Genomic DNA, 19,990 nt, shown 5'->3' with positions numbered 1-19,990 from the left:
GGCGATCTTTTCTGAAAATTATATGTCATAATAAACTAATTTCAAATACGATGATATACTCAGAAAAGCTCAACTCGCTGTGAATTGCCCTAAAATTGGACTTTTAAAGCCTATTTAGACGCTTGATTCAGATCAAGTCGCCTTACTTAAATTCTGACCATAATGCAAGGATAAGTCTTGCCATATTCTTATGGCAGCTCCGAGCTTGCTGAGCCTAAGGTCTCATTTCTTGAGGTACGGACAGTCAGCCGGGGTCGAGGGTGGAAACGCCCCGGCCTCCCCAATTTGGAAAGGAGACTATAAAGTGAACGACAACCCGCAGATTGCGGATAATTTTGGACGGCGCTTTCCTTACTTGCGTCTGTCAGTTACAGATGTGTGCAACTTTCGTTGTTCGTATTGCCTGCCGGACGGTTATAAAAAAACCGGGTGCGATAGTTTTTTAAGCCGCGGTGAAATCCGCAGACTGGTGGAATCTTTTGCAGCTCTTGGCGCTTGGAAGATCCGTCTGACAGGAGGTGAACCGACTGTGCGACCGGATTTTCTCGATATCGCGCAAGATATCTCATCTATCCCCGGTATCCGCAAACTAGCTTTTACTACCAACGGTTACAAGTTGCCCGAACGCGCTAGAGATTATTACAATGCGGGGCTCCGGGCCATCAATATCAGCATCGATTCTTTGAAACCGGAGCAATTTGAGAAAATTACCGGCCATAACCGCCTAGATGAAATTCTTGAAGGCATACAGGAATGTTTTAAAGTTGGATTCAAAAATGTTAAAATCAATACGGTTCTACTTAAAGGCCTAAATGACGATGAGCTGGACGGGTTTATTGATTTTGTGTCAGATAAACCGATATCCTTGCGTTTTATAGAATTGATGCGGACGGGCGAAAATACGGCGTATTTTGCAGAGCATCATCTATCCGGTACAGCAGTGACAGAGAAGTTGCTACAAAGAGGTTGGGCCATTCTACCGCGCACGGATGGCGCCGGCCCTGCCCTTGAGTTTCAAAATGATAAAAGCATTGGCACAATCGGCCTGATCGCGCCTTATTCAAAAGATTTTTGCAAAACATGCAACCGCCTGCGTGTCTCCGCCAAGGGGAACTTACACTTATGCTTGTTTGGGGAAGGCGGTTATTCATTAAGGCCTTTATTGCAATCAGAAGATCAAAGCGAAGAATTAAAAGATAAAATTCTGAGCTTGATGAATTTTAAGAAATCAACTCATTTCTTGCACGATGGAAATACAGGAGCAACTCCGCACTTGGCATCCATTGGAGGATAAAAAGGAAAATAAGAATGAAAAACACATTAGAGACCGTCAAATTTGATGTCAGCAACCAATCCAATTTTAAGATGATTGATGTTGGCAGAAAACGCCCAACGCGCCGCCGCGCGGTTGCGTGCGGCACAATCCGCATGAACAAGGAAGCCTTCGAGGCCATACAGAATAATGCTTTGCCTAAAGGAAATGTTTTGGCTCTGGCAGAGGCCGCCGGCATAATGGGGGCGAAGAAAACACCCGATCTTATTCCAATGTGCCATACTTTGACACTTGATCAGGTCAGCATTCACTGCGATATGAGTGCGGAAGACTGTAGCATTACCGTATACACGCAGGCCGTTGCATTTGCAAAAACTGGCGTAGAGATGGAAGCGTTGGCAGGCGTGAATGCCGCGTTACTGACAATCTGGGATCTTACCAAAGGTACAGACCCTAATTTATCCATCGATGGAATTCGTCTTCTCATAAAAACCGGCGGAAAAAGCGGCGTTTGGATCAGCCCCGGCGGCATTCCCGAATGGCTGGCGGCACAGTTGCCAGATCCTGCTTTTATGAAAGGAAAACGCACCGGAATTCTGGTCATGAGCGACCGTGCCTCAAAGGGCGAATATGCCGATCAATCCGGTGAAATCCTTAAAACTTTTTTAAAAGACGCAGGATCAGAACTTTCCTCCTACACCCTTATTCCCGATGAAAAAGATAAAATCGCTCAAGTGATTCTTGAGACCTGTCAAAAGCAGAAGCTCGATCTGCTTATTGCTTGTGGTGGAACAGGTCCCGGACCACGGGATGTCACACCAGATGTGCTGCAAAATATTAGCGAACGGATGCTGGACGGACTGGGCGATATGCTGCGCGCCGAAAGCCTGCATCACACGGATACTGCCTGGCTATCGCGCACGACCGCGGGGATGGTTGGAGCAACGCTGGTGATCGCTTTTCCGGGATCCCCTAAAGCCGTAAAGGAATGTTGGGAAATCATCTCACCTTTTATTGGAGATGCGCTTGATAAAATCAGAAAACAAGGATTTGAGGAGTTAAAATAATGAATATCACCATTCAATTTTATGGGGCTTTCCGGAAGTTGGGGTCTTCTCAAAGAATAACATGTGAATCTCCCTCCTCTATCGCCCAGATCAAATCTGTCCTTTCTTCTATCCTTGGAGAAGGACACAAGGCGCTCATCAAAGACTCTGTTATGGCAAATGATACTGATATTTTGCCGAATGATTATATTCTTATGAAAGATTGCACTCTCTCCATTTTGCCTCCAGTGTGCGGGGGATAAATATGACGATTGTTGCCCGGATTGTAGATACAAAAATTAATATAGATGAAGTAACGCAATGCGTTCATGATGATACTCATGGCGCCATCGACCTGTTTATCGGAAAGGTGCGAAATCATCATAACGGACAAATGGTGCAAGGCATCGCCTATGACGCACAGGAAAAACTCGCGGAGAAAGCTTTTTACGAGATATGTCGGGAAGCGCAGAATTTGTGGTCTGGGACCCGCTATGCCGTTTTTCACTATAAAGGCGAACTAGCCGTCGGCGGCATCAGCATCGCAATCGCCGTCAGTTCCGCACACAGGGCGGGGAGTTTTGAAGCCTGCCGTTATGTCATTGAGGAAATCAAAAAACGGGCGCCCATCTGGAAGCAGGAACACTACCAGGCCGGGAAAAGTGAATGGCTGCCAGGTCACTCACTAAATGAACAGACTCAGCCAAACCACACGCAACTCGGTAAAAAGCACAATGGGGAAATACCTGATTTGAAACAGATTGCGGGAATTGTGCTGGCAGGAGGAAAATCAAGCCGCATGGGTCAGAATAAAGCGCTTTTGTTTTACAAAGGAAAACCCATGGCAGAGCATATGTTGAATATCCTGAAAAGAACCGGAATAGAGGATGTTTTCATTAGCGGGTCCTTGGAAGGATATCCGTGCCTTGAAGATGATGAAATTCATGCCGGTCCAGCAGCGGCTATCCGTGATGTTTTAAAACGTAAGCCCGGCTACCAAGGATACATTTTTGTTCCAGTCGATATGCCGCTTTTGAGGCCGGAAATCCTTAAAGAACTAATTTCACAAAAAAGGGGATGTTATTTTACCGGATGGCCTTTGCCGGCCTTTCTGACACCACCTTTCAAACTAAACCACGAAAAATCTGTACAGAGACTTCTAGACGCAAATGATATCCGCCCGCTAAATCTTCCCCAAGATTTTGAGGGATTAATGATCAATGCCAATACGCCCGAAGAATGGAAAAAGGCGGTGGGAATACCGTGAAAATTAAGATCACCGAAAATTCCGTAACTTTCAAAATCACAGGGGATGAGTTAAATCATCTTTTGAAAGGCGTAGCGCTTGAAAAGAAAGTTCTTATCGGACAATCAAATTTTGTGATGGCAATTGACCCTAATCCTCAAAATTCTGAAGATTTAGGAGAAGGCTCTTTCAAATTAACTCTCGATATAACGGAACAACGCCTAATGCTTCGCACCACTATGAAAGAGATCCAGAAATTATCTAACATGGGCAAAAGCCGCGAAGGGCTATCAGCGCATGTGGCCGGCCTTGATGTCTTTCTTCAAGTGGACGTCCGCAAAGATAATAGGCCTAAACAGCAATGGCAACTATGATTCTTTTATCTTTATTCTTTTTTGTAACTGCTTTTCTTTACGCTTGCGTCGGTTTTGGCGGCGGATCAACTTACAATGCGTTGCTGATCCTAGCGGGGACAGATTACAAGATTATCCCTGTTGTGTCTTTGCTTTGCAATATCATCGTCGTTTCTGGGGGCGTTTGGCATTTTTCCCGCGAAGGGCATATCCGGATACAACGTATTCTTCCGTGGATCGCCTTTTCTATTCCGGCATCATTCGCAGGCGGTCTCATTCCCGTCTCGGAAGTATTTTTTATTGGCTTGCTAGGTTTTATTCTACTCTGCTCAGGCATAGGACTTTTATGGCCTGAAAGGGATCAGAACATTTCTATTCGCAGTTCAGATAGGACTTCCAATAACAAATTATTAGAACCGCTCTTAGGCACCTTTTTAGGCATTTTGGCTGGCATAACCGGCATTGGCGGAGGAATTTTCCTAGCGCCCATTCTCCATTTTCTGCGCTGGGGAAGCGCTAACCAGATCGCTGGTGCTTGCGCCTTGTTTATTCTGGTTAATTCTCTGGCTGGCATTACTGGCCAAATTATCAAAATGGACAGCGCAAGCACACTGGCCCTTCTTCCACCATATTGGTTGTTACTTATGGCTGTTTTAACCGGGGGACAAATGGGCTCCGGATTGGGAGCTACACGAATTAAGCCAGCAGTAATCAAAAAAATGACCGCATTGCTTATTCTATATGTTGCCGCGCGATTAATTATAAAATCCTTGGGAATGCTGTAAATAACAAGCACGAAAAACATAGTTGCGCAACCCCTTGTAGAATCAAACGGTGCGTAACCACGCTTCATAGCCCCCGGACAAGCTTGTAATATCGGTAAACCTGTGCGCTCTCAATATCTCTGCTGCCTGCAGGCTACGCTTGCCCTTCTGGCAATGAAGAATAATCTCACTCTCACAATATTCTTCCGGTATATGGCCCGCCATTAACTTGGAAAGTGGCCATAAAATCGCGCCTTCGATATGCCCCTGATCCCATTCCTTCCGTTCCCGCACATCTATCAGTACATATCCGGACCTTTTTTTCATTTGCTCCACCGTTATCTCCGGCGTGAAATTACAAACTGGAGAAGAATATCGAATCGCTATTGATTGGGGTTTCTGGCTACAAACAGCGCATTCCATATTTTTTTGCAAAGCAAGACTCCGCGTACGCATGGTGCGCGTATCCAAAATCCACAAATAACCGGATAACGGCTTAAAACTCTTATGCCTTATTATGATTTGGATAGCTTGAAGCGCCTGGGTAACCCCCACGATTCCCGCCACTGCGCCAATAACTCCAGCCTCAGCACAGTTCATGATGTGGCCGCCTGGCTTCTCGGGGTGCAGGCAGCGGTAACATGGCCCGCCATCAAAGTTAAATACGCTGACCTGCCCATCAAAGCTTTGAATAGCGCCATAAATCCAAGTCTTGCCGAATTTTACGGCAGCATCATTGATAAGAAACTTGACTACGAAATTAGCCGTGCCATCGAGAATTATATCATAAAGTGGAAACAACCGAGCGGCTGCATCGGCGTCTAGCTCTTCATTGTAGGCTGTGATATTAATTTCGGGATTGAGCGCCTTTAGTCTATCAGCGGCTTGAAGAGCTTTCGATTCGCCGATTGTAGCGTTCGAAAATAATACCTGACGCTGAAGATTGCTCTCATCCACACGGTCGAAATCAATAATACCGATTTGCCCTACACCGGCCGCTCCTAAATAAAGCAATGCCGGAGACCCTAGCCCGCCCGCTCCCACACACAAAACCGAAGCATTGAGAAGTTTTTCTTGCCCCTCTGCCCCAATCTCAGGCAGGCGGATTTGGCGATCATAACGGCTCATTGCGAAAATCCTATACTTTTGTCTCTTTTCAAAACCACTTTAGATCGTACATACCTTATTAGGTTTAAAGTATATAACAACTTATCTGTATAATAAAACTACCAACAAAGTTATGTGTTCCAAAAAAAATTCCCTGTTAATTTTTTAGGGAATTCCAGCCTTCTGGGGCATCCTGCTGCAAACACGCGGTTTTTCTCCGCCCTTCGCCTTTTTACCCGGCCATAACCCCCAGAATTCTCTGTTATTTTCCCTGTTACCAGGGTATTTTGAACCGTGCAGGAGAGAAAACCGCGCACGCGATCCGACCCACCGCCATCTAGTTTGCCGACAGTTGGCGGGTTCGCGTATCCTTGAAAATCAGCACGACATTTCAAACGCTTGCCGCCCTATTCCATTCTCTGCTGACCACACAGCCGCGCGTTCTCTCCGGTTTTTAAAAAATTATAGCCCGTTTTCTCCCGCCATTTCCCGCGAGTTCGCCTTTTGCTATGATAGCCGGAGAAAAATGCGCAAAGGCGAAGTGGGTTTGGTGGGGGACTCCTTGCCTAGGCAAAATGGTTTGAGCACCAAATTCCCTATGCTATACTAATAGAATTCTAAGGTTTTTATGACTGGCACGCAAGGTCCACATGCAGGTTTCCAAACTTACAATAAAAAATTTTCGCGGTATTAAATCAGCAGATATTATTTTGCCTAAGCACGGCGTTTTAATTAGCGATAACAACGTGGGGAAAACTACAATTCTGGAGGCTCTTGACCTCGTCTTAGGTCCAGACCGCTTGAATCGGCAACCCCCTATCGACGAGCATGATTTTTTCAAGGGAGAATACACTACAAACCCTTCTGCACCAGCCGCAACTACGCCTATTGCGGAAAGCAGGCAAGATGCGGATGCGTCCGCACCGCAAAGTAACAGCGTTGTCACCGAACCGCCAAAAATTGAGATTGAAGTAACAGTAGCCAATTTAACTGAAGAACAAAAAGCAAGATTTGGAAACTATATCGAATTTTGGGATACGGCTGCTGCCAAGCTTTACACTGAAGCCAATCCCGCCGGTGTTGATCTATCCAATATCACAGAGGCAATTCGCTTGACCTTTTACGGTTGGTATGATCCAGAAGAAGATGACTTTGAGGGAAAGACTTATTTTACACGCAGCATCACCGAAGATGATCGGCCAGAACAATTTTCAAAAAAAGATAAGCAACTATGCGGCTTCCTATATCTGCGCTCTCTACGTACTGGCTCCCGCGCCTTAAGTTTAGAACGAGGCAGCCTCCTTGATATCATCCTGCGCTTGAAAGAAGTCAGACCTCAGATGTGGGAAGATACCATTGGCAGATTATCGGAGATTTCAGTTGCTAGTGATCCAACCTTGGGCATTTCTCCCATTCTCGAAAGCATCAATGCGGCCTTAAAAAAATATGTACCAAAAGAATGGGGTATAGAACCCCACCTTAAGGTATCCAATCTAACGCGTGAAAATCTCAGGAAAATAATTACGGCATTCATTGCTACAGGTAACGATAATCATTCCGCCCCTTTCTATCGTCAAGGTACCGGCACCATAAATATGCTGGTGTTGGCGATGCTCTCGCTAATCGCTGAAGGAAAACAAAATGTGATTTTTGCGATGGAAGAGCCAGAAACGGCCATTCCTCCCTATGCTCAAAAACGCATTGTCCACGAAGTCCGAAATCTAGCGTCGCAAACACTTTTCACATCGCACTCACCATACGTTCTAGAAGAATTTTCTATCGAGGAAACTATTGTTTTAAAGCGCGACTTAGCTGGAACGCTTAGCCAGAATTCTATCAACCTTCCGGACTGCGTAAAGCTCAAACGCTACCGTCAGGAATTCCGTACCCGCTTTTGCGAAGGATTACTTGCCCGACGCGTTCTCATAGTCGAAGGAGCGACGGAATCATCTGGATTTCCCGTTGCTGCCCGACGCCTTGCCGAACTTCAACCCAACAGTTATTCATCTCTTGAAGCTCTAGGCATCTGTACTATTGATGCAGGGAATGACACCAATATTCCTGGTATAGCTAAGCTCTACCAGGAATTAGGTAAACACACCTTTGCCCTGTGCGATAAACAAGATGATGCCAACAAAGCTCTCATTGAAGCACAAGTCGATTTGCTCTTAATGCATGCTCAAACAGGATTCGAGGATTTAGTTCTGAAAGGCACAACTGAATCAGCTATGAAACGATTTGTAAATTTAATTGACTGGCCCCAACATCTAAAGACAAAATATCCCAACCCTGCTCAACAAGCAGCAGCCGCGCTAAGCGAATATTTCTTATGGACAAAAGGTAATTGGGGCATTGCTGATTTCTTAGCCCAATGCACCGAAGCTGAAATTCCTCAATGGCTTCGGGAAGCATGCATAAAGCTGAAGAACGCTTGCACTTCAGCACCTGTCACAGCCCCCCCTGCAGCGGCAAATACCAATGCTGACTCTGGAGTCAGCGCAGATGCAGCTTAGCAAGAAACAAGCCGAAATAATGAAGGCTGATGGCCATCTGCTTGTGACAGGGGGGCCAGGTTCAGGAAAGACTACTATTTCCATTCTTAAAGCCGCACAAATTGCTGCACATCATCTTCGGCCGGGTCAAAAAATCCTGTTCTTGAGCTTTGCACGAGCGACTGTTTCGCGGGTCGTGGAGGCTATCGAATATGAACAAAAGATTCCTGCCGCACAAAAACGTCGAATTAGTGTTGAAACCTATCATTCATTTTTTTGGCGTGTTCTTAAATCGCATGGATATTTGATAGGATTGCCCCGCTATCTCAGCATCATCACTCCGCCCAACGAAGCTATTGCCCTTTCAGAAATCCGATCTGGATTTTCAACTAAAAACCAGACAGACATACAGAAAGCTGCTAAATCAGCTGCTGAAGATACAGAACGCTTCCGCCTTGCAACAATAGACGGACGGGTATGCTTTAATCTTTTCGCATCATACGTTGGCAAAATTCTTGATGGTAGCGAACGTATCCGCCAACTTATGGCAGCTATGTATCCTGTGATCATTCTCGATGAATTTCAGGATACAAACGCTGAACAATGGCATGCGGTGAAAGCTTTAGGGACAACATGCCGCCTGATCGCCCTCGCTGATCCCGAACAGCGCATATATGACTGGATCGGTGCAGACCCAGAACGTCTCGACCATTTTCGTCAAGAGCTCTCTCCAGCCGAATTTGATCTCAGTACGGATAATCACCGTAGTGGAGGAACCGAAATCACCATCTTCGGCAATGACATCCTAACAGGAAAGTTTCGTCAGAGTGAATATAAAGGAATTAGCTTCGATTTATTTGATCCATATCCTGGCCGCGCTATGACGAAGCTAGTTACAACAACATATGCGGTGCGCGAACGCCTTAAAAAAGAACTGGGCAAAGACTGGTCCTTGGCCATTCTTGTCCCAACCAAGAAAATGACACGCCTAGTGTCCGATGCCTTACGCCAACCACCAGCAGGAATGACTGAAATTCCGCATTATGCCGCTATAGATATGGAAGCCGCTATCTTGGGGGCAGAAATAATCGCTTTCCTATTGCAGCCGGATATAAACGGCACACATTTTGAAGGATTTATTAACTTACTATGTCATTATTTCCGAGGCAAAGGTGGGGATGAACCGACCCAGGTCGCACTAAAAGAAGCAGCGGGCATTCGGAAAGCAAATGATGATTTTCTTGCGTGCCAAGCCGCAGGAAGAGTCATTCGCAGCAATAGCATTATTGTTAATATTCTGGCTGTCTATGAACAAACGCGTATGCTTGTGCTTACAGGCGACCCCGACCAGGATTGGCAAGCCATACGGGATATCCTTGAAGAGGGAAAGTGCAAACGGTTGAATGAAGTTGCGGAGGAAGTTAAAAATATCCGTATCCTAGATCGCGGAACACAACTTCGGCAAGCACTTTCTCAAGACTGGCGTGATAATAAAAAATACCTGAATGCACTTTCTATTACACGACAAGCATATTTGCAGGAGCATTTTTCTACCAAAGCTAAACCAGAAACAGGTGTCGTGGTCATGAATATGCATAAAGCAAAAGGGAAACAGTTCGATGAAATAATCATTTTTGAGGGATGGCCACGGTTTAAAGGTAGGACTATGGTCGCAAATATCGACCGCATCGTTCGCAGCAATATGACAAGCGAGATCAACAATCAAGCCAGACAAAACATGCGTGTCAGCATTACTAGGGGCAAACGCAATGTCACTATACTCACCCCCAAAGGTGATCCTTGTGTTCTTTTGCCTAGATCTAAGCCGTAATCAATAATAGATCACTAAAATTACTTAAGAATTTTTATTTAAAAAACTTTGAATTTTATTTCTCGCATGCGGCTCACACTCCCAAATAACTAGCACTTCCCATCCTATTTTTTTAATTGCTCTTGTATTTTTCTTATCCCTCTTAACATTCTTCAGAAGCTTATTATTCCAATAATCTTTCTTAGATTTCGGCATTCTAGCAATTTTGCAATTTTTATCTGAATGCATATGCCAAAAGCATCCATGAACTAGAATCGCCTTTTTATATTTTGGAAATACGATATCTGGCTTTCCAGGAAGATTCTTGGCATGCAGCCTATAACGTCTTTGATACCCTAATTCGCATAAAATCTTACGCACACCCAGTTCCGGCTTCATGTTCTTTGACCGGATACGGCTCATATTTTGACTGCGCTTTTCTTTTGAAATTGTATCAACCAAGCTCTGTCCACCTTTTATGCTAAATAAAACCGGCTTTCCCTTAATATAAGTCTTTGATAGACTGATGCGAATACTAACAGTCTGGCAATTTAAATGGAATCCGAAGATAAAAAAACACTTTTAGCCTTAGAACAAACACTTTTTGACTTGGCAAAAGGTAAAGAAGCTTTTTATGCTGAAGTTCCGAAATTGATACGCCGTTCTATTGATGAAGTTATAGATACACCTCGCACCCAGCGCTTAAAATTAAAAGAATTAGAAAAAACAGAGAAAGCCTACATAGGCACAAAGATAGAAATTCTCTTGCGGGATTTCTTAGACATCCCCAAAGGAGTGGTTCTTGATTTACAAATCAATGGCCTCGAAGTTGATATTAAAAATACTATAAAAAGAGATTGGATGATTCCCCAAGAGGCATTTGGGAAAATATGTATTTTAGTGCGTTCTAGTGAAGAAAAATCTAAATGTGACTTAGGATTAATAGTTACAAGAACTGAATATTTAAGTAAAGGTCAGAACCAAGATAAGAAAAAGCGGATTTCTGCAGAAGGACAAAAGCAGATTTATTGGATTATGAAAGATTATCCTTATCCAAGAAATTTTTGGGAAGATGTAGAAGAAGAAACCGCAAAAGCAATTATGTCCGCCAGTTCAGGAAACAAGCGATTAGTAACTTTATTTAAAAATTTTCCCCACATCCCAATTTCTAGACAGATTATTGAGGGTGTAGGCCGTCAGAAAGACTTTATGAGACGCATTCGTAAAGGTGGTGGAGCGAGAGATTTTTTCAAAGAAAATGGTATAGCTTTACTATCTGGCACCTTTGATAGTGAAATTATCGAACAATTAGGCTTAAAAACTTGTTCAAAAGAAGAATTTATTGCGGTAGAGCCTAACACTCCAGAAGCCATACAAATTTTAAAAAACGCTGGCCATTTATAGTTATCCACTGGCGTTTCCTAAAAAACCTGCTAAATTGTACTTGTTTTGTTCTTACCTGGATTTCTAGTTTATGACCCTAACCTCTCTTGAACTTTGTGCTGGCGCTGGTGGACAAGCCTTAGGATTAGAAAATGCTGGTTTTGAGCATGCAGGCCTTGTCGAGATAGACAGTCATTGTTGCAATACGCTTAGGCTTAACCGCCCAAACTGGAATGTTTTGGAGTACGATCTCAATCATTTTGATGCCCGTAAATTTAAAGGTGTAGATCTAGTTGCTGGTGGAGTTCCTTGCCCTCCTTTTTCTAAAGCAGGTAAACAACTAGGCCAAGAAGATGAACGCAATCTGTTCCCTGCGGCAATTAGAGTTGTCGATGAAACTAGGCCTGCTGCAGTAATGTTCGAAAATGTGCGCGGCTTGATGGATTCGATTTTTGATGATTACCGCAACTATATCACTAAACAGATTAAGAAACTTGGATATGAAGTTGACTGGCGGCTTTTAAATGCTTCCGATTTTGGAGTACCCCAGTTACGCCCCCGAGTAATTATGGTCGGCATCAAGAAAGGTTATGCTGATAGCTTTAAATGGCCAGAGAAGATCATTAAGCCACCTACTGTAGGCGAAGCTCTGTATGACTTAATGGCTAAAAATAAATGGCGTGGAGTAAAAACTTGGCAAGAGCGCGCTAGTGATATTGCGCCTACTCTTGTTGGCGGCTCTAAAAAACATGGCGGACCAGATCTTGGTCCAACCCGCGCGAAGAAAGCATGGGCATCCTTAGGGGTAAACGGTCATACCATTGCGGAAGAAGCGCCCGAGCGAAATTTTGTAGGAATGCCTAGGCTAACTGTTCGTATGGCTGCACGAATACAAGGCTTTCCTGATGATTGGCAATTTTCTGGTAAAAAGACTTCTGCCTACCGGCAAGTTGGAAATGCTTTCCCACCGCCCGTAGCTGAAGGAGTAGCTGTAGCAATCGAAGAAGCTCTAAGTTCAGCAGGGAAAGTTTCCAAACTGAAATTTAAAAAAGCTTCTTAATTAGCTGATATAATATTGGTTATTGTTTTTGAGTCTGAAAAAGACATCTCAATCATCTTCCCTACATATCTTCCCGATACCCCAAACTCTTTCCCGATCTCATCCACAGATTTCCCCTCCTCGAACATCATCTGCTGCCAAGCGAAGGCTTTGACGATGGTTCTTTTCATGATTTCGGCGTCGGTAGGGTCTAGGCGGTAATTGTCATTTTCCGAAATGATGCGGATATTGTTACGGCGGCGAGTTAAGCGGTATTTGATGGCGAAACTAGCTGGAGGGCTATTAGGCTCTATCGCTACATTGAGCAACTTGCTCAATCCTTGATTGTTGACTTCAAACCGTACATCTTCCTTGGAAACATATATTTTGCTGATAACTTGGCGAATAAATTCATAACGCTGTCCGGCAGGCACCCCTGAATACTGACGGACTAAGCTCTCTATCGCGCCGGAAACAATCTTTTTAACTCCCAACAGTTCTTTTAATCGCTCTGTGTCATCCAACAATCTGCCAATTTCACGCCAGACCAGTTCTTCGGCTTCTGCCGCTGGAACCCTAATCGCCTTCTGACCTTTTTTCTTATCAATATAAGCTAGCCCGGTTATATAATAGCGATAACGTAAACCCGCTCCTTTTTGTGACGTAGCGGGCGTCAGTGGGTGGCCGTTTTTATCTAAAATAATCCTCGCCAACAAAGACGGACTATTGATTCGCTCATTTATTTGAATGACCTTATTTCCTTCTATTACTTTATGAACTTTATTCCATAACTCATTGGAAATAATTGCCTTATGTTCGCCGGGATACTCCTTATCCTTATGTACAATCATCCCGATATAAAGTTTGTTCCGCAAAATGCTGTTAATTGGGCCATGCCACCATTTGCCGGTCCGCTGCTTGCGGGTTTTAAAGCCGCTTTCATTCAGTTCTTGCCGGACAACATCGATACTTCTGGATTGGGCATACCGTTCGAATATAAATTGGATGACCCTCACCTCCTCCGGCTCCGGTTCCAGTTTCTTATTGACCGCTTTATAACCCAACGGCGGCATACCGCCCATCCACATGCCTTTGGCCTTGGATGCGGCGATTTTATCGCGAATGCGTTCGCCGGTCACTTCGCGTTCGAATTGGGCGAAAGATAGCAATACATTGAGCGTCAAACGCCCCATCGAAGTCGTTGTATTGAATTGCTGCGTTACCGAGACGAAAGATGCCCCTGCTTTGTCAAACACATCGATAATCTTGGCAAAATCGTGCAATGAACGCGTTAGTCGGTCGACTTTGTAAACGACCACAACATCTACCCGCTTGGCCGCGATATCTGCCAGCAGTTGCTTTAAGCCCGGTCTTTCGATGTTTCCACCCGAAAATCCGCCATCGTCATATTGATCCGGTAGAACCTTCCAGCCTTCATGCTTTTGGCTTTTGATATAAGCCTCACAAGCTTCGCGTTGCGCATGCAGCGAATTGAATTCTTGCTCCAATCCTTCTTCCGACGATTTGCGAGTGTAAATGGCACATCGCAATGTCTTTTTCATGCGGCTTTCTCCTTATCCTTGCGCAGCCCGAAGAATAATGGCCCCGACCAGCGCGTTCCGGTAATTTCTCGCGCGATTTGCGACAGGGTTTGATAAGTTTTGCCCTTATGTAAATAGCCATCCGATAAAACCAATACTTCGTGAGTTTCCTGTCCCCAAATGCGCAGCAATTTGGTTCCGGGTTTTATGCGCAAACTTTTACGAAGGCTCTTGCCGGGGTTTTTCCGATACAGTTTGACCAGCCGGTTCAATTCCTTGCGGCAGGATTCTGATAAGCATCCATTTTCTTGTTCCCGGTATTTATATTCGATGCTGCGGATCAATAATTGGCGGCTAATGGATTTAGGAATTTTATATTTCCAAAGCAATTCCCACTCTTCGATTAACTCAGCGCGATCCCACTTCTTTAAGTCAGCAATTTTGTGATCCAACATGCAAGGTTTCTCCTTGCCCCATACACGCTTCCTTTGGCGAAGGAATCAAGCAATTTTCATTTTAAAGCGTATAATTATACTGCTTTCTTTTCAAGTTTTCTGGACTTTTCAATATAAGATTTTTTAGTTTGCTGAATTTCTTGTTTTATATCTTTTGCTAATATCATATTGTCAATTGCCCAATCAAAGAATTGACAAGTTTCATTAAAATCATCCATGCTAATTTGCTCAGATGCAATCCTATCTATTTCATAAGAAAATGGAGATTCTTTTTGCGGCAAACTAATATTTTGCACCGCATGCGGATAATTAGGCGCAAATGGCACATTTAAATAAATAAAGGCGCTATACAACTGCTCTGGCGATCTCGTTCTTATTATTCTTTCAATCGGTTGATTCTGGGTTAACTCCCACTTTTTTTGATTTTTACCAAGCACTTCTTTCCAATCTAGAATATGCGATAAACCTTCTTCATTTCGAAGGATTTGATTAGGCCGCCTGCAATACCGTCTTATTGTCCAAATAACTTGATCCGCTTTAAGCAATTCATCCCCTCTTATACTATATCCGTAAGTCATGTACCTGTTATCAGGACAACCCCTATCATTTAGGCGCCCAATAAACTGCGCAAAACTTTCCTTACTCCAAAATTGTCCAATTAGAACCGGATTAAATTCAGCTACAGCTATATCTTCATAAATGGCGATAACTCTTTCAAACAAAGATTTTATGTCATGTTTATTATTTTTAACCGATTGCCCGTTAAAAAGAAGAATGGCTTTTAAGTATTTCTCGATGGCATGAAGAATCAACCACAGAAAATCCGTATGAAGGCAATTATGAAAAGCCAATCTTGCCAGTATATAATTCTCATCAGCGGATGATACAAACATCTTATATATTGTCGAATCTATACGCGCCTGGGCATAGGGTGAAATTTCTGGTTTCATGTAGGTATCCCGTCATATCATTAGCTGTTCTCTTGCAAAATAATAACAACCTTATCGCAAATTCAGCCTGAATATCAATCCTTGCCTATTTGGACTGGATGTCCTGTCTTCATTACGCTAATGTCGTGTTTATGGGGTGTTGTAACCTCGTATAAGCCGGTTTTGCATCGACCGGAACTGATGCTGCCTCTGACCATTATGGTCGGGAGGCGGCACTGTATGTCCAGGCCTCGCGGCTAAAGAGTGTCGCAGTCGTGCTTATACGATTTACAAACTCCCGGCCACCAATGGGTGGCTCCGAATTAAATAAAGGAGCTTGTAATGTCAGAAGCACTAAATCTTACCTCATCAATCAATCTTGGAAAATTGGTCGTCCATAACCCACGCGATGTTTGGGCACATGAAGAACATACTTTTACTCCCTGGTTGTTAGATAATTTAGAATTAATTGGCAAGGAAATCGGTATCGACATCGATCAAGTGGATCGGCAGCGCGAAGTATATGTCGGCAATTATATGGTCGACATCGTTGCCAAAGAAGTGGGCACCAATCGGACCATTATCATTGAAAACCAGCTGGGCAATTCCGATCACGATCATTTCGGCAAATTATTGACTTATGCTGGCGGGTTAGACGGGGTCATTATGATATGGGTATGCAATGCGTTACGGGAAGAACACAGACGCGCATTAGATTGGCTGAACAGTAAAATGCCGAATGGCCCCTGGTTTTTTGCCATAGAGGTGGAAACTATCCGTATCGATGATTCCCGCCCGGCAGTTAGATTTTTTCCGGTGGTAAAACCCCAAAACATGGTTAGTACGCCCATTGATCCTAGCGAATTGCGTTTCAAGCCGTTTTTCCAAGGATTAGTGGATATCATGCGTGAAAAACATCGCTTTACCAACGCGCGGGTGGCATTCGAACAACGCTGGCATAGTTTTAGTTCCGGCTATACCGATATTAAATATTCCACGGTATTTGTAGGCAATGAATTATTCCGCTGTGAACTTTACATAGGCACCAATCGCAATGAAGCCAACAAAGCGATATTTGATCATTTAGTATCTTATAAAAATGAAATTGAAACCAAATTTGGACAAGTACTGGAATGGGATCGAGGCGGTGAAAGATCCTATTGCCGTATAGCCGTAAATACACCCGGCAAAATCGACGATGTCGGCCAACATAAATCGATGCAAGAATGGGCCGCAAAACATTTGGTTCGTTTAAAGGAAGTATTTACTCCTTATCTAGTTGAAATTGTCGAAGAAGCGCGAGCGCGTTCTTAGGCATTAGCGATACCCTACATCCGAACGAATCTCAAAATATGGCCCAACGACGGGGATTTCATACCGGCTGTTTCGCCATAACAAATATTGGGTCGTACTGTCGACTTGGTCATCGTATTTAGTATTGGGAAAGCCCAGCATTTCGGCCAAATAATCCGCTTTCCATAACGCCTCGGTTGGAGTCATTACTTTTCCTGCTTCGAACGCCGCGCTGGCAATACGGGCGCGAATAATCTTATCGTCTTTGGGCTTAATACCAATCACATTAAATTTGGCGTATTTATGCAAAGATTGGATCAATGCCGTACCCAACGCGGCATCTTCGATTAAAACCGTGCAGGCCTTATAACGAACCGCTAACTGATTAATTCTGTGCTCCAGCATGGGATATTCCAACCGTTCCCGTTGCACATGGAGCAGATAATTGAATTTTCCGCGAATTCCCCATACGGTAGCCACGGAATAATCGTTATGCGATCCTGTTTTCGATCCGGTATCCCAGCTAATCACAATTTCTTCCATGGGCGGGAAGGCATTTGCCAGAAATCCGTCTTTAAAATACTCCGCCTTGAAAATCAGCCCTTCTTCCGGCACCGGCTGTTGCTGATGCTGGGCGCTGAAGATAATCGAACCCATCTCCTCGCGGATTTGCATTAACTGGCCGTGGCTAAGCCTATTTGGCTGTATCGTTTCATTTTCTTGACGCCGGTGGAACCTGCCCTCACCCAGCGCGAATGGCAACTCGTCCTTTGGCGCGATGGAAGGAATAATCATCCCTTCATAACCCGGTTTTGCCAGCAAAAATCCGCTTAAGTCATTTTGGTGCAGTCTTTGCATCGCCACAACGATAATTCCTTTGGCAGGATCGTCCAAACGGCTAAACAAAGTGCCAACCGCCCATTCGTTGACGTTATTCCGTTCGACTTCCGAAAACGCGTTGTCGGCTTTGATCGGATCGTCGACAATCAAAATATCCGCGCCGCGTCCAGTCAAAGTGCCGCTTACCGATGTAGCGAAGCGATAACCCTGCTGCGCGGTGACATATTCCGTTTCAGTATCCTTAATTGGCTTTCCCGCCATTTGTGGAAACGCCTTCCGGTACCAAGACGATTCAAGAACTTTACGGAAATCGCGGTGTTGTTTACGGGTTAAGCTGTCATTGTAACAAGCGACGATGATTCTCAAGGCGGGATTATGCCCCATCAAATACGCTGCCCATGCCGTCAGAATAGTGGATTTCAATTGCCGTGGCGGCAAATTGATAATCAGCCGCCGCGTATCGGTTTTGCCCAGCTGCATCAGATGATGCGCGATTGCTTCAATATGCCAGCTGGGCAAAACGCCGATCTCCGGGTGCAAAGTACTGATAGCTTTGTAACAAAAAGCGGTAAAATCGCTTCGCAACGCGGCATGGATGGTTTTCTCTTCGATTTTAGTCATTATTCATTCCTCTACGGCGCAATAAATCTTGAATAATGGCTTCATCCTCTTGCGTCACATCCTGACGTTCCGTCTCAGCCAACGTCAGCTGAGGTTCAATGATGCGTCCAACCTCGACAACTTTTGCAATGGCCCGTGAATCGCCTTCCATAGCTTTGTGAAAAAGCCGCTTGATAATGGCTTGGATCTGGGTAAGTTTTTGCGTACTGTTTCCTGTGCGTACGGTAACGCGCTTATTGGCTTCCTCCATAAACACCGTGGACAAACCCTTCGCGCCCTTAGGACGCCCTTTGGGATTGCCGCTTTTGCCAGGCGAAAACCGGGTGTTTTTGGGCGGCTTTCTATAACCAATTTCATATTCGGGCTTGGATTCTTCGGTATTATCTTCTGTCATGGTTCATCTCCCTGTTTAAATTTTCTTGATCGTTGAAACTATTACCGTTTGCTGCTAACCGGGCCTGTTGCCCGGTTTCTTTTTGCCAGCGGCGGATGGCGGTATCGACATATAACGGATCGATTTCGATGGCATAGGCCCGTCTGCCTGTCCCCTCGGCAGCGATAATCGTACTGCCGCTGCCACAAAACGGATCCAAAATAATTCCGTTGCGTTTGGAACAATCGCGGATAGCATCGGCCACCAGCCCAACCGGCTTGACCGTCGGGTGCAATCGCAAATCCGCCATACGATTAGACCCTAACGAATTGACACCTGCGTAATCCCAAACATTGGTCCGGTACCGCCCATGCTGGCCCAATTCAAAATTGTTGATATGCGGCGCATCGCCGTTTTTAAAAACGAATACCAATTCATGTTTGGATCTGTAAAAACTGCCCATCCCGGCATTGTCTTTGTTCCAAACGCATAATTGTTTCAGCGGCCCGAATACGGGCTGACCTGCAGCGGTAATTTCCGCGATATGCCGCCAATCCATAAAATAATAATGAATCGATCCATCCGCCGAATATGACTTCGTATTGATAAATACAGACCGCAGAAATGCCGTGAATTCATCGGGACGCATTTCGCCCGATGCCTGGACAAATTCCCGGTGCTTGATTTTACCCGAACCGCACACATGCCCATCGATTGGCACATTATACGGCGGATCGCTGAATACCATTTGCGCTTTCTCGCCGTTCAATAACGTAAAATAACTTTCTGCCATTGTGGAATCGCCGCAATATAGACGGTGATCGCCCAGCAACCATAAATTGCCCGGCTTGGAAACCGCGATTTGATCCGGCGATGGTAAAACCACATCTTCTTCCTTCTGTGGCCTGACCGATACGCCGGGATCGATCAACAAATCGATCTCAGCCGTGGAAAACGCTGTCAATTCGACGTTAAAATCCAGCGACAGCAACTCCTGAAAATTGGCGGACAACAATTCAAAATCCCATTCCGCCATTTCGGTCAATTTGTTATCGGCGATGGTAAAGGCGGTTTTCTGCGCATCGGTCAAATGCGCGATACTGAGCGTAGGCACCTCGCCCACTCCCAGCAATTTTGCTGCTTCCAATCGCCCGTGACCGGCCAAAATGACCGATTTCTCATCGATTAAAATGGGCACATTAAAGCCGTGCTCACGAATCGATGCCGCGATTTTGGCAATTTGCTGACGGCTATGTTTGCGTGGATTTTTTGGGTTTTGCCGCAATTGATCGAGCCTTAAATACGCGATCTTATCCAGCAACACCGTTGATTTTCTGATTGGATCCATTCGTCACTTCCTGTTTATGCCGCCGTATAATTGCGGCGGTATACTTATAGTGTGACGGATCAGGCGCGTTTAAGTAA

19 protein-coding genes and 1 riboswitch are annotated in these 19,990 nt (G+C 44.7%); of the genes, 11 read left to right on the top strand and 8 right to left on the bottom strand.

Annotated features, from left to right (window positions below; genetic code table 11):
* Window positions 1-185 precede the first annotated feature (185 nt).
* Window positions 186-313: riboswitch (molybdenum cofactor riboswitch) on the top strand.
* From moaA to EYC62_01145, 6 genes are all read left to right on the top strand, one after another.
* Window positions 305-1,294 carry a GTP 3',8-cyclase MoaA gene (moaA, locus tag EYC62_01170; GenBank protein ID TAH37525.1) on the top strand — a complete coding sequence of 330 codons (990 nt, stop codon included), beginning with the start codon at window positions 305-307 and terminating at the stop codon, window positions 1,292-1,294. It overlaps the preceding riboswitch by 9 nt.
* Window positions 1,295-1,308: 14 nt before the next feature.
* Window positions 1,309-2,340: a bifunctional molybdenum cofactor biosynthesis protein MoaC/MoaB gene (locus EYC62_01165; protein TAH37524.1), complete on the top strand. Its 1,032-nt coding sequence runs from the start codon at window positions 1,309-1,311 to the stop codon at window positions 2,338-2,340.
* Window positions 2,340-2,582, top strand: a complete 243-nt coding sequence (locus EYC62_01160; protein ID TAH37523.1) for a hypothetical protein — start codon at window positions 2,340-2,342, stop codon at window positions 2,580-2,582. The genes EYC62_01165 and EYC62_01160 overlap by 1 nt, the downstream gene beginning before the upstream one ends.
* A 2-nt stretch (window positions 2,583-2,584) precedes the next feature.
* Window positions 2,585-3,586, top strand: coding sequence for a hypothetical protein (locus EYC62_01155; protein ID TAH37522.1), 1,002 nt, complete (start codon window positions 2,585-2,587; stop codon window positions 3,584-3,586).
* Complete coding sequence (locus EYC62_01150; protein TAH37521.1) at window positions 3,559-3,939, top strand: hypothetical protein; 381 nt, start codon at window positions 3,559-3,561, stop codon at window positions 3,937-3,939. Before EYC62_01155 ends, EYC62_01150 begins: the two co-directional genes overlap by 28 nt.
* Window positions 3,936-4,703, top strand: a complete 768-nt coding sequence (locus EYC62_01145; protein ID TAH37520.1) for a sulfite exporter TauE/SafE family protein — start codon at window positions 3,936-3,938, stop codon at window positions 4,701-4,703. Before EYC62_01150 ends, EYC62_01145 begins: the two co-directional genes overlap by 4 nt.
* Before the next feature lie 42 nt (window positions 4,704-4,745).
* On the opposite strand, the gene EYC62_01140 is transcribed toward EYC62_01145, so the two are convergent.
* Window positions 4,746-5,810: a molybdenum cofactor biosynthesis protein MoeB gene (locus tag EYC62_01140; GenBank protein ID TAH37519.1), complete on the bottom strand. Its 1,065-nt coding sequence runs from the start codon at window positions 5,808-5,810 to the stop codon at window positions 4,746-4,748.
* Between the two features lie 629 nt (window positions 5,811-6,439).
* On the opposite strand from EYC62_01140, the gene EYC62_01135 reads away from it, so the two are divergent.
* Entirely contained in the window at window positions 6,440-8,302 is a 1,863-nt protein-coding gene (locus tag EYC62_01135) for a DUF2813 domain-containing protein (GenBank protein TAH37518.1), read from the top strand.
* Entirely contained in the window at window positions 8,292-10,112 is a 1,821-nt protein-coding gene (locus EYC62_01130; GenBank protein TAH37517.1) for an ATP-dependent helicase, read from the top strand. Before EYC62_01135 ends, EYC62_01130 begins: the two co-directional genes overlap by 11 nt.
* Window positions 10,113-10,136: 24 nt before the next feature.
* Here EYC62_01130 and vsr read toward each other — a convergent pair whose 3' ends face one another.
* A complete protein-coding gene (gene vsr / locus EYC62_01125; protein TAH37516.1) occupies window positions 10,137-10,553 on the bottom strand; it encodes a DNA mismatch endonuclease Vsr in 417 nt (138 codons plus the stop codon).
* Between the two features lie 93 nt (window positions 10,554-10,646).
* Between vsr and EYC62_01120 the strand changes: the two genes are divergently transcribed.
* Entirely contained in the window at window positions 10,647-11,495 is an 849-nt protein-coding gene (locus EYC62_01120; GenBank protein ID TAH37515.1) for a hypothetical protein, read from the top strand.
* A 70-nt stretch (window positions 11,496-11,565) separates the two neighbouring features.
* Window positions 11,566-12,534 carry a DNA cytosine methyltransferase gene (locus tag EYC62_01115; protein TAH37514.1) on the top strand — a complete coding sequence of 323 codons (969 nt, stop codon included), beginning with the start codon at window positions 11,566-11,568 and terminating at the stop codon, window positions 12,532-12,534.
* Here the strand turns inward: EYC62_01115 and EYC62_01110 are convergent.
* The 3 genes from EYC62_01110 to EYC62_01100 all read right to left on the bottom strand — a co-directional run bounded on the left by EYC62_01110 (window position 12,531) and on the right by EYC62_01100 (window position 15,459).
* The gene (locus EYC62_01110) at window positions 12,531-14,075 is read right to left on the bottom strand and encodes a recombinase family protein (protein TAH37513.1); all 1,545 of its coding nucleotides are present in this window, start codon (window positions 14,073-14,075) and stop codon (window positions 12,531-12,533) included. The genes EYC62_01115 and EYC62_01110 overlap by 4 nt on opposite strands.
* A complete protein-coding gene (locus EYC62_01105; protein TAH37512.1) occupies window positions 14,072-14,509 on the bottom strand; it encodes a DUF2924 domain-containing protein in 438 nt (145 codons plus the stop codon). Before EYC62_01105 ends, EYC62_01110 begins: the two co-directional genes overlap by 4 nt.
* A 74-nt stretch (window positions 14,510-14,583) precedes the next feature.
* Entirely contained in the window at window positions 14,584-15,459 is an 876-nt protein-coding gene (locus tag EYC62_01100) for a HEPN domain-containing protein (protein ID TAH37511.1), read from the bottom strand.
* 321 nt (window positions 15,460-15,780) lie between these two features.
* On the opposite strand from EYC62_01100, the gene EYC62_01095 reads away from it, so the two are divergent.
* Window positions 15,781-16,752, top strand: coding sequence for a DUF4268 domain-containing protein (locus tag EYC62_01095; GenBank protein TAH37510.1), 972 nt, complete (start codon window positions 15,781-15,783; stop codon window positions 16,750-16,752).
* A 3-nt stretch (window positions 16,753-16,755) separates the two neighbouring features.
* Here the strand turns inward: EYC62_01095 and EYC62_01090 are convergent, their stop codons facing one another.
* The 3 genes from EYC62_01090 to EYC62_01080 are packed head-to-tail and all read right to left on the bottom strand — an operon-like array spanning window position 16,756 to window position 19,904.
* A complete protein-coding gene (locus EYC62_01090) occupies window positions 16,756-18,192 on the bottom strand; it encodes a terminase (protein ID TAH37509.1) in 1,437 nt (478 codons plus the stop codon).
* Window positions 18,185-18,586, bottom strand: coding sequence for a hypothetical protein (locus tag EYC62_01085; protein ID TAH37508.1), 402 nt, complete (start codon window positions 18,584-18,586; stop codon window positions 18,185-18,187). Before EYC62_01085 ends, EYC62_01090 begins: the two co-directional genes overlap by 8 nt.
* Complete coding sequence (locus EYC62_01080; protein TAH37697.1) at window positions 18,573-19,904, bottom strand: DNA methylase N-4; 1,332 nt, start codon at window positions 19,902-19,904, stop codon at window positions 18,573-18,575. Before EYC62_01080 ends, EYC62_01085 begins: the two co-directional genes overlap by 14 nt.
* Between the last annotated feature and the right edge of the window lie 86 nt (window positions 19,905-19,990).

Source organism: Alphaproteobacteria bacterium (assembly GCA_004295055.1).
Taxonomy (GTDB): domain Bacteria; phylum Pseudomonadota; class Alphaproteobacteria; order SHNJ01; family SHNJ01; genus SHNJ01.
The sequence above is the reverse complement of the archived record's forward strand: the minus strand, read 5'-3'. Positions and strand labels throughout refer to the sequence as shown.